General features: G+C 71.2%; 8 protein-coding genes. 5 read left to right on the top strand and 3 right to left on the bottom strand.

Features of this window, described 5'->3' with window-relative positions; translation table 11 throughout:
• The first annotated feature begins 35 nt into the window (after positions 1 to 35).
• The 4 genes from D581_RS0131720 to D581_RS0131705 all read left to right on the top strand — a co-directional run bounded on the left by D581_RS0131720 (position 36) and on the right by D581_RS0131705 (position 6,219).
• A complete protein-coding gene (locus D581_RS0131720) occupies positions 36 to 1,496 on the top strand; it encodes a deoxyguanosinetriphosphate triphosphohydrolase (RefSeq protein WP_018961147.1) in 1,461 nt (486 codons plus the stop codon).
• A 136-nt stretch (positions 1,497 to 1,632) separates the two neighbouring features.
• The gene (locus tag D581_RS0131715) at positions 1,633 to 2,892 is read left to right on the top strand and encodes an FAD-dependent oxidoreductase (RefSeq protein WP_018961146.1); all 1,260 of its coding nucleotides are present in this window, start codon (positions 1,633 to 1,635) and stop codon (positions 2,890 to 2,892) included.
• A 94-nt stretch (positions 2,893 to 2,986) separates the two neighbouring features.
• Positions 2,987 to 4,909: a DNA primase gene (gene dnaG, locus D581_RS0131710; protein ID WP_018961145.1), complete on the top strand. Its 1,923-nt coding sequence runs from the start codon at positions 2,987 to 2,989 to the stop codon at positions 4,907 to 4,909.
• A gap of 218 nt (positions 4,910 to 5,127) precedes the next feature.
• Positions 5,128 to 6,219 carry an RNA polymerase sigma factor gene (locus D581_RS0131705; RefSeq protein WP_018961144.1) on the top strand — a complete coding sequence of 364 codons (1,092 nt, stop codon included), beginning with the start codon at positions 5,128 to 5,130 and terminating at the stop codon, positions 6,217 to 6,219.
• A gap of 21 nt (positions 6,220 to 6,240) precedes the next feature.
• On the opposite strand, the gene D581_RS0131700 is transcribed toward D581_RS0131705, so the two are convergent.
• From D581_RS0131700 to D581_RS0131690, 3 genes are all read right to left on the bottom strand, one after another.
• Positions 6,241 to 8,169, bottom strand: coding sequence for an ABC transporter ATP-binding protein (locus tag D581_RS0131700; protein WP_018961143.1), 1,929 nt, complete (start codon positions 8,167 to 8,169; stop codon positions 6,241 to 6,243).
• On the bottom strand, positions 8,169 to 9,902 hold the full coding sequence (locus D581_RS0131695; RefSeq protein WP_018961142.1) for an ABC transporter ATP-binding protein: 1,734 nt from the start codon (positions 9,900 to 9,902) through the stop codon (positions 8,169 to 8,171). Before D581_RS0131695 ends, D581_RS0131700 begins: the two co-directional genes overlap by 1 nt.
• 273 nt (positions 9,903 to 10,175) lie before the next feature.
• Positions 10,176 to 11,627 carry an FGGY family carbohydrate kinase gene (locus D581_RS0131690; protein WP_018961141.1) on the bottom strand — a complete coding sequence of 484 codons (1,452 nt, stop codon included), beginning with the start codon at positions 11,625 to 11,627 and terminating at the stop codon, positions 10,176 to 10,178.
• Between the two features lie 215 nt (positions 11,628 to 11,842).
• Here D581_RS0131690 and D581_RS0131685 point away from each other — a divergent pair, with 215 nt between their 5' ends.
• Positions 11,843 to 13,300 carry an NF041680 family putative transposase gene (locus D581_RS0131685; protein WP_018957419.1) on the top strand — a complete coding sequence of 486 codons (1,458 nt, stop codon included), beginning with the start codon at positions 11,843 to 11,845 and terminating at the stop codon, positions 13,298 to 13,300.
• Positions 13,301 to 13,308 lie beyond the last annotated feature (8 nt).

The raw sequence follows: 13,308 nt of genomic DNA, 5'->3' as shown, positions 1-13,308 counted from the left end.
CCACGTTGTCCGTCCCGATCGCTACTGTCGGAACCATGGACGGCACACAGGGCGCACACGGGGCAGACCGAACACACGGCACACAGAGCACACAGACCACACCGAGCACACCGCGCGCACCGAGCGGACAGACCACACCGCGCGCACCGAGCGGACAGACCACACCGCGCGCACCGAGCGGACAGACCACACCGAGCGCACCGAGCGGACGGGGGGCGAGCAGCCCCTACGGCTCCTCCGACACCGAGCGTTTCGACACCGAGGAGGACAAGCGCCCCGGCCGCACCGCCTTCCAGCGCGACCGCGCCCGGGTCCTGCACTCCGCCGCCCTGCGCCGGCTCGCCGGGAAGACCCAGGTCGTGACGCCCGGCACCCGCTCCCTCGTCTGGGACGCCAGCCCCCGCACCCGGCTCACCCACTCCCTGGAGTGCGCCCAGGTCGGCCGCGAGCTGGGCGCGGTCCTCGGCTGCGACCCCGACCTCGTGGAGACGGCCTGCCTCGCCCACGACCTGGGCCACCCGCCGTTCGGCCACAACGGCGAACAGGCGATCGACGACTTCGCCTCCGACTGCGGCGGCTTCGAGGGCAACGCCCAGTCGCTGCGCCTGCTGACCCGCCTGGAACCCAAGCGCTTCGTCCGCGACCCGCGCACCGGAGACCTGGTCAGCGTCGGCCTCAACCTCACCCGGGCCGCCCTGGACGCCGCCACCAAGTACCCCTGGCCGCGCGGCGCGCACCCCACCGACCCGCACTCCGCCAAGTTCGGGGTGTACGCCGACGACGTCCCGGTCTTCGCCTGGGCCCGCGAGGGCGCCCCCGAGGACCGCACCTGCTTCGAGGCCCAGGTCATGGACTGGTCCGACGACGTGGCGTACAGCGTCCACGACTTCGAGGACGGGCTGCACGCCGGGCACATCGACCCCAACTGCCTCTACGCCGAGCCGGAGCGCCAGGAGATCTGGGCCGTCGCCATCGGCCGCTACGTCCCCGCCGGCACCGACCCGCAGGAGCTGTCCGAGGCCCTGGACCGGCTGATCGACCAGGACTGGTGGCCGCACGGCTACGACGGCTCCGCCGTGGCCCAGGCCCGCCTGAAGGACGCCACCAGCCAGCTCATCGGCCGCTTCTGCACGGAGGCCGAGACCGCCACCCGCGCGGTGTACGGCCCCGGCCGCCTCGGCCGGTACGGCGCCGAGCTGGTCGTCCCGCGCGCGGTGCGCCACGAGTGCGCGGTACTCAAGGCGGTCGCCGACCGTTACGTCATGCAGCGCGCCGAGCAGGAGGCCATCCGCGCCGACCAGCGCGTCGTGATCGCCGAGCTGGCCGCCGCCCTCACCGCCCGCGCCCCCGAAGGCCTGGAACCGCACTTCCGCGCCCTGTTCGACCAGGCTCCCGACGACCACGCCCGCAAGCGGGTCCTCGTCGACCAGATCGCCGCCCTCACCGACGCCTCCGCACGATCCCTGCACGCCGCGCTCACCGCCCGCCGTGGGTGACCGGCAGACTGGAAGGGGCCGGACATCTGACCACTGGGTGTGACCTGTCCGGGGCACACCCTCTTTCGTCATCACGCTGCGTGCGGGACGCTCGCAGCTGGGGGCGCCGCGCAGCACAGCACTGAGGAGGCATCAAGTGGTCGACGCACACCAGACGTTCGTCATCGTCGGAGCAGGACTCGCAGGGGCGAAGGCGGCCGAAACGCTGCGCGCCGAAGGGTTCACCGGCCGGGTGATCCTCATCGGCGACGAGCGCGACCACCCCTACGAACGACCGCCGCTCTCCAAGGGCTACCTGGACGGCAAGGCCGAACGCGACAGCGTCTTCACCCACGAACGCGCCTGGTACGCGGGCGCCGACATCGAACTGCACCTCGGCCAGCCGGTCACCGTGCTCGACCGGTACGCGAAGACCGTGCAGCTCGGCGACAACACCGTCATCCACTACGACAAGCTGCTCCTGGCCACCGGCTCCGAACCGCGCCGCCTGGACGTCCCCGGCACCGACCTGGCCGGCGTCCACCACCTGCGCCGCCTCGCCCACGCCGACCGGCTGCGCAACGTGCTCGCCGCCCTCGGCCGCGACAACGGCCACCTGGTCATCGCCGGAGCCGGCTGGATCGGCCTGGAGGTCGCCGCCGCCGCCCGCGGCTACGGTGCCGAGGTCACCGTCGTCGAGGCCGAGCCCACCCCGCTGCACCAGGTCATCGGCCCCGAGCTGGGCCAGATCTTCACCGAGCTGCACCGCGCGCACGGCGTCCGCTTCCACTTCGGGGCCCGCCTCACCGAGATCACCGGCCAGGACGGCATGGTGCTCGCCGTCCGCACCGACGACGGCGAGGAGCACCCCGCCCACGACGTGCTCGCCGCGATCGGCGCCGCCCCGCGCTCCGCCCTCGCCGAGGCCGCGGGCCTGGAGATGGCCGACCGCGCCCACGGCGGCGGCATCGCCGTGGACGCCTCCTTGCGCACCTCCGACCCGCACATCTACGCCGCCGGGGACGTCGCCGCCGCCGCCCACCCGCTGCTCGGCGCCCGGCTGCGCGTCGAGCACTGGGCGAACGCCCTGAACGGCGGACCGGCCGCCGCCCGCGCCATGCTCGGCCAGGACGTGAGTTACGACCGCGTCCCGTACTTCTTCTCCGACCAGTACGACCTCGGCCTCGAATACTCCGGCTGGGCCCCGCCCGGCTCCTACGACGAGGTGATCATCCGGGGCGACGCCGGGAAGCGGGAGTTCATCGCGTTCTGGCTGAAGGACCGCCGCGTCCTCGCCGGGATGAACGTCAACGTGTGGGATGTCACCGAGACGATCCAGGAGCTGATCCGGGCCCGCCGGCAGCACGACCCGGAAGCCCTCGCCGACCCGTCGTTCCCGCTGGAGTCCCTGCTCTGAGGGTCCCCGTCGGGGTGCGGGCGGCATCGCCCGCACCCCGACGGAGTCACCCGCCGCGCGTCCGGCTGTCGGCGTCCACCCGTAGACTTCACCCGTGGCTGGCAGGATCAACGACGACGACGTGAAGGCGGTACGGGACGCGGTCCCGATCGACTCCGTCGTGTCCGAATACCTCCAGCTGCGCAACGCGGGCGGCGGAAACCTCAAAGGCCTCTGCCCCTTCCACGACGAGAAGTCCCCCTCCTTCCAGGTCAGCCCCGGCAAGGGCCTGTTCCACTGCTTCGGCTGCCAGGAGGGCGGCGACACGATCGCCTTCGTGATGAAGATCGACCACCTCTCCTTCTCGGAGACGGTCGAGCGCCTCGCCGCCAAGGCGGGCATCACCCTGCGCTACGAGGAGGGCGGCTACAACCCCTCCCACCAGCGCGGCGAACGCATCCGGCTGATCGAGGCCCACCAGGCCGCCGCCGAGTTCTACGTCCGCGCACTGGAGAGCCCCGAGGCCGAGATCGGCCGCAAGTTCCTCGCCGAGCGCGGCTTCGACCAGGACGCCGCCGCCCACTTCCGCGTCGGCTACAGCCCGGCCGGCTGGGACCACCTCACCCGCTATCTGCGCGGCAAGGGCTTCAGCGACAAGGAACTGATCACCTCCGGCCTCTCCCAGGACGGCCGCCGAGGCCCCATCGACCGCTTCCGCGGCCGGCTGATGTGGCCCATCAGCGACACCGCCGGGGAGATCGTCGGCTTCGGCGCCCGCAAGCTGCGCGACGACGACAACGGCCCGAAGTACCTCAACACCCCCGAGACCCCGGTCTACAAGAAGTCCCAGGTGCTGTACGGCATCGACCTGGCGAAGAAGGACATCGCCAAGGCCAGCCGCGCCGTCGTCGTCGAGGGCTACACCGACGTCATGGCCTGCCACCTCGCCGGGGTCACCACCGCCATCGCCACCTGCGGCACCGCCTTCGGCAACGACCACATCAAGATCCTGCGCCGCCTCCTCATGGACAACGGCAGCGCCCGCGTCATCTTCACCTTCGACGGCGACTCGGCAGGACAGAAAGCCGCCCTGCGCGCCTTCGAGGACGATCAGAAGTTCGCCGCCGAGACGTACATCGCCATCGCCCCGGACGGCATGGACCCCTGCGACCTGCGGCTCGCCAAGGGCGACGACTCCGTACGCGACCTGGTGGAGCCGCGCACCCCGCTCTTCGAGTTCGCCCTGCGCCAGATCGTCGGCCGGTACGACCTGGAGACCCCGGCCGGCCGCGCCTCCGCCCTCGACGAGGCCGCCGCCGTCGTCGCCAAGATCAAGACGAGCAGCGTGCAGCGCGAGGTCGCCGTCCAGCTCGCCGGGCTCGTCGGCATCCTCGACCAGGAGTTCGTCGTCCACCGCGTCGCCCAGCTCGCCCACTGGGCCCGGAACAAGGGCGGCGACCAAGGGGAGCGCGGCGGCCGGCGCGGCGGAGCCCCGGGCATGCGGGGCGGAGCCCCGCAGCAGCCCGCGCCCGCCCCCGGCTTCTCCGGCCCCGCGCTCAACCTCCGCAGCCCCGCCCACCGCACCGAACGCGAACTGCTCAAGCTCGCCCTCCAGAAGCCCGCCCTGGTCTCCCCGGCCTTCGACGCGTACGGCGTGGACGAGTTCACCGCCCCGCCCTACGCGGCCGTGCGCCAGTGCATCGAGCAGGCGGGCGGCGCCGAACAGGGCCTCGCCGACAACCGCGAGTATCTGGTCGCCGTCATGGACGCCGCCCCCGACAACACCGTCCGCAGCCTCGTCACCGAGCTCGCCGTCGAGGTCTTCATCGGCAAGACCATCGACGAGACGTACGCCGGCATGCAGCTCGTCCAGGTCCGGCTGCGCGCCGTGGACCGCCGCATCAACGACGTCCAGGGCAGCCTCGCCCGCCTCGGCAGCCACGTGGCGCCCCAGGACCTGGCCGCCGCGCAGAACGAGGTCTGGGTGCTCCAGCAGTACGCCCAGTCCCTGCGCGCCCACGGCGCCGCCGCGCTCTGAGCGGCCGCCGGAGCCAACTCGCGGCCGACGCGGGTAACCGTCCGGTGACGGATCGGAACCAGAAAGTCCCCGCACGCCCCTCGTGACAGTCGTGTGTCGTACCCCACACTGGGGAATGTCTGAGTCATCGGAGCACACCGGCCCGCAGGAGAGCACCTCGGGGCCGGACAGACCTCCACCCCCCGTCATCCGGCAGCGATCACCTGGAGGTCGCCCCCGTGCAGACCCGGACCGTGACGACCACGACCGAGACCATGGCGGCCATCCCGGCGCAGAACAGGCCCCTGCACCACCCGGAGACCACAGCCGGACCGCCCGGATACGCACCCGAGGCAGTCATGGTCGAAGCGACGCACCTCCCCGACCCCCCGGAGCCCCGGAACCGGGCGGACTCCGGCGGCCCCACCTCCGACCTCTTCCGGCAGTATCTGCGAGAGATCGGCCGCATCCCGCTGCTCACCGCCGCCGAGGAGGTCGAACTCGCCCGCCGCGTCGAGGCCGGGCTCTTCGCCGAGGAACGCCTCGCGGGCACCCCGGACCTCGACTCCCGCCTCGCCGGGGACCTGGACCGGCTGGTCGTGATGGGCCGCACGGCCAAACGCCGCCTCATCGAGGCCAACCTCCGCCTCGTCGTCTCCGTCGCCAAACGCTACGTCGGCCGCGGGCTGACCATGCTCGACCTGGTCCAGGAGGGGAACCTCGGCCTGATCCGGGCCGTGGAGAAGTTCGACTACGCACGTGGCTACAAGTTCTCCACGTACGCGACCTGGTGGATCCGCCAGGCCATGTCCCGCGCGCTGGCCGACCAGGCCCGCACCATCCGCGTCCCGGTCCATGTCGTGGAACTGATCAACCGCGTGGTGCGGGTCCAGCGCCGGATGCTCCAGGAACGCGGCGTCGAACCGACCGCCGAGGACGTCGCCGGCGAGCTCGACCTGACGCCCGAGCGGGTCACCGAAGTCCTCCGCCTGGCCCAGGAGCCCGTCTCCCTGCACGCCCCCGTCGGCGAGGAGGACGACGTCTCCTTCGGCGACCTCATCGAGGACGGCGACGCCGCATCGCCCGTCGAGTCCGCCGCCTTCCTCCTGCTGCGCGAACACCTGGAGGCGGTGCTCTCCACCCTCGGCGAACGCGAACGCAAGGTCGTCCAGCTGCGGTACGGCCTGGAGGACGGGCGGCCCCGCACCCTGGAGGAGATCGGCCGGATCTTCGGCGTGACGCGCGAACGCATCCGCCAGATCGAGTCCAAGACCCTCAAGCGGCTGCGGGACCACGCCTTCGCCGACCAGCTCCGCGGCTACCTCGACTGATCCACCGGGCCGGCCGACGCCTCAGTCCACCTCGGCCAGCGCCTGGGCGAACTGGGCGGCATACAGCCGTGCGTACGCACCCTTGGCCGCCAACAGCCCTTCGTGCGTGCCCTGTTCGACGATCGAGCCGCTCTCCATCACCAGGATCACATCCGCGTCCCGGATCGTGGAGAGCCGGTGCGCGATCACGAACGACGTACGCCCGTGGGCCAGGCGCGCCATCGCCTTCTGGATCAGCACCTCGGTCCGGGTGTCCACCGAGCTGGTCGCCTCGTCGAGGACCAGGATCACCGGGTCGGACAGGAACGCCCGCGCGATGGTGATCAGCTGCTTCTCGCCCGCGCTGACCCCGGAGCCGTCGTCGTCGATCACCGAGTCGTACCCGTCGGGCAGCGTCCGGATGAACCGGTCCGCGTGCGCCGCCCGGGCCGCCTCCTCGATCTCCTCCCGGGTGACCTCGCGCGAAGCGCCGTACGCGATGTTCTCCGCGATCGTCCCGCCGAACAGCCAGGTGTCCTGGAGCACCATGCCGATGGAGGACCGCAGTTCGTCCCGGGACATCTTCGCCACGTCGACCCCGTCGAGCGCGATCCGCCCGCCGGTCACCTCGTAGAACCGCATCAGCAGGTTGACCAGCGTCGTCTTGCCGGCCCCGGTCGGACCGACGATCGCGACGGTCTGCCCCGGCTCCACGCTCAACGACAGATCCTCGATCAGCGGCTTCTCCGGGTCGTAGCGGAAGGCCACCTTCTCCAGCGAGACCCGGCCCTCAAGACGCTCCGGGCGCTCGCCGTGCTCCGGGTCCGCGTCCTGCTCCTCGGCGTCCAGCAGCTCGAAGACCCGCTCCGCCGAAGCGATGCCGGACTGCACCAGGTTGGCCATCGACGCGACCTGCGTCAGCGGCATCGAGAACTGCCGCGAGTACTGGATGAACGCCTGCACGTCACCGATCGACAGCGTGCCCGAGGCGACCCGGAGCCCGCCGACCACCGCGACCAGCACATAGTTGATGTTCGAGATGAAGAACATCAGCGGCTGCATGAGCCCGCTCGCGAACTGGGCCTTGAACCCCGCCTCGTACAGCGCCTCGTTCTGCTCGGCGAAGTCCCGCGCGGACTCCTCCTGCCGGCCGAAGACCTTCACCAGGGTGTGCCCGGTGTACATCTCCTCGATGTGGGCGTTGAGCGTCCCCGTCACCCGCCACTGCTGCACGAACTGCGGCTGCGACCGCTTGCCGACCTGGGTCGCCACGACCACCGACAACGGGACCGTCACCAGCGCGACCAGGGCCAGCAGCGGCGAGATCCAGAACATCATGACCAGCACGCCGACGATCGTCAGCAGGGAGTTGATGAGCTGCCCCATCGTCTGCTGGAGCGTCTGCGAGATGTTGTCGATGTCGTTCGTCGCCCGGCTCAGCACCTCACCGCGTTTGGCCCGGTCGAAGTACGAAAGCGGCAGCCGCGCCAGCTTCGTCTGGAGGTCCTCGCGCAGCTGGAACACGATCCGGTTGATGATCCGGATCGACACCCGCGTCGCCACCAGCATCAGCAGCCCGGCACCGACGTAGATCACCAGCGCCACCAGCAGGACGTTCCCCACCGCGCCGAAGTCGATGCCCTCGCCCGGGGTGAAGTCCACCCCCGAGAGCATGTCGGCCATGGAACCGCGGCCGTCCTCACGCAGTGCCTCGATCGCCTGCGCCTTCGTCGTGCCCTCGGGCATCCCGCGCCCGACGACTCCGCCGAAGATCAGGTCGGTCGCCATGCCGAGGATCTTCGGCCCGGCCACCGAGAACGCGACGCTCACCGTCACGGCGGCCAGCATCAGCCACAACGAGGTCTTCTCCCGGCCGAACCGCCTCAGCAGCCGCTTGCTCGACCCCTTGAAATCCATCGACCGGTCGGTGGGCGCGCCGCCGGCCATCATCCGTCCGCCCGGACCGGCCATTACGCGGCCTCCGCTTCCGTCAGCTGGGAGAGCACGATCTCCCGGTATGTTTCATTGCCGTCCATCAGCTCGTGATGGGTGCCGGTCCCCACGACCCGGCCCTCGTCCAGCACCAGGATCCGGTCCGCGTCACGGATGGTGGACACCCGCTGCGCCACGATCACCACGGTCGCCCCGGCCGTCTCCCGCCCCAGCGCCGCCCGCAGCGCGGCGTCGGTCGCGTAGTCCAGCGCGGAGAACGAGTCGTCGAACAGATAGATCTCCGGGCGCTGCACCAGCGTCCGGGCGATGGCGAGCCGCTGCCGTTGACCGCCGGACACGTTGGTACCGCCCTGCGCGATCGGCGCGTCGAGCCCGTGCTCCAGCGCCTCGACGAACTCCTTGGCCTGCGCCACCTCCAGCGCGTGCCACAGCTCCTCGTCGGTGGCGTCAGGATTCCCGTACCGCAGGTTCGTCGCGACCGTCCCCGAGAAGAGGTACGGCTTCTGCGGCACCAGGGACACCGTCTTCGCCAGCAGCACCGGATCCAGCGTCCGCACGTCCTCGCCGTCGACCAGCACCTCGCCGTCCGTCACATCGAACAGCCGGGGTACGAGCCCGAGCAGCGTGGACTTCCCGCTGCCCGTCGACCCGATGACCGCGGTCGTCTCCCCGGGCAGGGCCACCAGCTCCACGGCCCGCAGCACCGGCTCCTCCGCGCCCGGATAGCGGAACTCGGCGCCCCGCACCTCCAGATGCCCGTGCCGCCGCAGCTCCGTCACCGGAGCGACGGGCGGCACCACACTCGACTCCGTCCCGAGGACCTCCTCGACGCGCTCGGCGCACACCTCGGCGCGCGGCACCATCATGAACATGAACGTGGCCATCATCACGGCCATCACGATCTGCATCAGATAGGCGAGGAACGCGGTCAGCGCGCCGATCTGCATCCCGCCGCTGTCGATGCGGTGCGCGCCGAACCACACCACCGCGACCGACGACAGGTTGACCACCGTCATCACGGTCGGGAACATCAGCGCCATCAGCCGCCCGGTCGCCACCGACACATCGGTCAGCTCGGTGTTGGCTCCCCGGAACCGCTTCTCCTCGTACCCGTCCCGGACGAAGGCGCGGATGACCCGGTTGCCGGTGATCTGCTCGCGCAGCACCCGGTTCACCGAGTCCAGCCGCTCCTGCATGGTGCGGAACAGCGGCCGCATCCTCTTCACGATCAGACCGACCGAGACGCCGAGCACCGGCACGACCGCCAGCAGCACCGCGGAGAGCGGCACGTCCTGCCCGAGCGCCATGATGATGCCGCCGACGCACATGATCGGGGCCGACACCATCAGGGTGAACGCCATCAGCACCAGCATCTGGATCTGCTGGACGTCGTTGGTCGTCCGGGTGATCAGCGAGGGCGCTCCGAAGCGCCCGAGCTCACGCGCCGAGAAGGACTGCACCCGGTCGAAGACGGCGGCCCGCACATCGCGCCCGAGCGCGGAGGCGGTCCGGGCGCCGTAGTACACGGCCCCCACGTTGCAGAGCACCTGAACGACGCTGACGGCGATCATCAGACCGCCGAACTCCAGGATGTAGCCGGTGTCGCCCGTGACGACACCGTTGTCGATGATGTCGGCGTTCAGACTGGGCAGATACAGCGTGGCGCAGGTCTGGAGCAGCTGGAGGAACACCAGCAGCACGATGGGTTTCTTGTACGGGCCCAGATGGGTCCGCAGGAGTTTTATGAGCACGCGGGTCTCTCGGAATCGGCGGGAGGCAGAGGCCGCCCCAGTTTCGCGTACGCCGTACTCCGAGAGCGAACCCTTTTCGCCAAGCCCAGGTCAAACCTGGAGCGCGCGGGGGTCCACGCGCTCCGGTGTCACGGACGCACGCCCTCGCCCGGGATCACTCCGGGCGCGCGCCGGGTGCGGGCGCGCACCGGACGGGCGGCCTGCACGGGTCGCGCACCGAACAGGCATGCCCGGGTCGCGCACCGGGTGCGACGCGTACGGGGCCGGGCCGGATTACGCCGGGTGCGCGCCGCCGAAGGCCCCGGGGTGGATCTGGTCCCGGGTCGCCGCGTACTGCTGACGCACCGCGCCGCCGACCGCCAGCTCGTCACCGGGCTCCAGCACCTGGGCCGCCGCACCCTGCCAGGCCGGGGGAGTGCGCGGATCGAGGGAGCCCTGCGAGACCCCGAGCGCCCACGCCGCCTGCCGGGCCGCGCCGATCGCCGCGTACTGGGCGGGCTGCGGCACCACGACCTGGGTGCCGAACACCGCCGGAGCCAGGGCCTGCACGGCGGGCAGCTCGGCGGCGGCGCCGAGCAGGAAGACGCGCCGCACCTCCACCCCCCGCCCCCGCAGTACGTCGAGGGCATCGGCCAGCGAGCACAGCATCCCCTCGAACGCGGCCCGCGCCAGATGCTCCGGCTTCATCGACTCGCGCCGCAGCCCGCTCAGCGTGCCCGCGGTGTGCGGGAGCCGCGGGGTGCGCTCGCCCTCCAGATACGGCAGCAGCACCAGCCCGGAGGCCCCCGGCGTCGACTTCAGCGCCAGCGCGGACAGCTCCTCCAGCCCTTCCACGTCCAGCATCTCGGCGGTCCCGCGCAGCGCACGCACGGCATTGGAGAGGTGCACCACCGGCAGGTGCATCCCGGTGGCGTCGGCGAACGAGGTGATCATCCCGCTCGGGTCGGCGAGCGCCTCGTGGTGCACCGCCATCACGGACCCGGAGGCCCCCAGCGACACCACCGCGTCGCCCACCGCGACCCCGAGCCCGAAGGCCGCGGCCATGGTCTCGCCGGTGCCCGCGGAGATCAGCAGCCCTTCCGGGGTCATCCCGGCGGAGTCGGCGGGGCCGAGCACCTCGGGCAGCCCGGCGGAGTGGCCGAGAGCCAGCTCGACCAGATCGGGCCGGTAGGCGGCGGACCCGGCCGACCAGTAGCCCGTGCCCGAGGCCGCGCCCCGGTCCGTGGTCCGGCGGGCGGGCCGGCCCAGCAGCTGCCACACGAGCCAGTCGTGCGGCTGGAGCACGGCGGCCACCCGCTGGGCGTTCTCCGGCTCGGTCCGCGCCAGCCAGCGCAGCTTCGCCACCGGCTGCGCGGCCCCCGGCACGGCCCCGACGGCTTCCGCCCAGGCGCCCCGCCCGCCCAGCGCGTCGACGAGATCGGCCGCGGCGACCTGCGCCCGCCGGTCGTTGCCGAGCAGGGCCGGGCGCACGAGGTTGCCCTGCTGGTCCAGCGGGACGAGCCCGTGCTGCTGCGCGGAGACCCCGATGGCCTGCACGCCTTCGAGCAGCCCGCCGGAGGCCGCCTCGCCGAGCGAGAGCAGCCAGGCCTGCGGATCGACCTCGGTGGCCTTGGCCTCGACCGGATGGGCGGCGTACCCCTCCCGGAGCACGGCGCCCGAGTCCGTGTCACAGACGACGATGTGAGTGAAGGCGGAAGAACTGTCCAACCCCGCGACTATGCCCATGGGGAGATTCTGCCGCACCCCGCGACTTTCCCGTAACCGCAGCCGTACGCGACGAGGCTTTGCGGACACGGCCTAGCTTGATCTTTAACCTAGAGATCCGAACGGTTCGTCGTACTTGATCACTCGGATCGGTAACTGCCGGGCGTGCAGGCGGCCTTCGGCTGAGCATGTGATCCGACCAAGGAACACACAAGCTCAGCACGAAGGCCGTGAGGATGAGTCTGTCGCATCACGCTGTCCGGCAGGATCCGTTTGCGGGACTGTCACGCTTCCGGGGTGAGTTCTACTCCTGTCTGACCAAGCGTGCGGACGCACTGTTCGAACTCGCGGACGCGGTGTTGTGCGCGGACGGTCCGGTCCGGTCGCTGGTAGAGCTGTCCCTTGTCGGTGAACACCGTCGCGGGCACGGCGGGCTCTACGATGCCCTGTCTGCGGGCCGGGTCGATGTGGCCCGGCTGCGAAGGGCCCTGGCCGCGGTGCCTCTGCCGCGGGCGGCGGACGGCCGGCTGGTCCTGGCCGCCGACCTCACCTGCTGGCTGCGACCCAGCGCGCACACCTCGCCACAGCGGATCCTGTGCCACACCTACGGACGAGGAAAAGACCAGCACATTCCCGTTCCCGGCTGGCCCTACTCGGTGATCTGCGCACTTGAGACGGGCCGCAGTTCCTGGACCGCACCGCTGGACGCACTACGTCTGGCGCCGGGTGACGACGCTGCCACTGTCACGGCCCGGCAGATGCGCGAGCTCGTCGAGCGACTGGTCGCGGCCGGGCAGTGGACGGACGGCGATCCGGAGATCCTGGTCGTGGTGGATGCCGGCTACGACGTTCCCCGCCTGGCCTTCCTCCTGAAAGATCTCCCGGTGCAGGTACTGGGACGCATGCGCTCGGACCGCGTCCTGCGACGCGCGGTCCCACCCCGCGAGCCCGGCACCCGCGGCCGCCCTCCTCGTCATGGCGGCGAATTCGTCTTCGGCGACCCGGCCACCTGGGGCACACCCGACGCGCAGACGATGACCACAACCCGCCTCTACGGAACGGCCACCGCCAGGGCCTGGGACCGACTCCATCCTCGACTGACCCACCGTTCGGCCTGGACTTCCCAGCTCGGTGCACTGCCGGTCATCGAGGGCACCGTGATCCGCCTGCACGTCGAGCACCTTCCCAGCGGCGCCACACCGAAGCCCGTCTGGCTGTGGTGGTCGGGCACCGACGCCTGTGAGTCCGACGTCGACATGCTCTGGCAGACATTCCTGCGACGCTTCGACATCGAGCACACTTTCCGCCTGTTCAAGCAAACACTCGGCTGGACCTGCCCGAAGATCCGCACCCCCGAAGCAGCCGACCGCTGGACCTGGCTGATCCTCGCGGTCTTCACCCAGCTACGTCTCGCCCGTCCGCTGGCAGCCGACCTCCGGCGTCCGTGGGAAAAACCGGCCCCGCCCGACAGGCTCACCCCTGCCCGCGTCCGCCGCGACTTTCGGCACCTCCGCCCGAAGGCCCACTGCCCAGCCGGAGCACCGAAAGCCTCCCGCCCCGGACCTGGCCGGCCCCCCGGAAGCAAGAACACCCGGCCCACCCCACGCCACGACGTGCACACGGTCGGCAAACCAGGCTCCGCGAAACGACGAACGAAGAAGTCAACGGACCCACGTCCACGCCGCACAGGTTAAAGATCAAG

The organism is Streptomyces sp. CNB091, from assembly GCF_000377965.1.
Note: the sequence above shows the minus strand (reverse complement) of the source record. Positions and strands in the feature narration are given on the sequence as shown.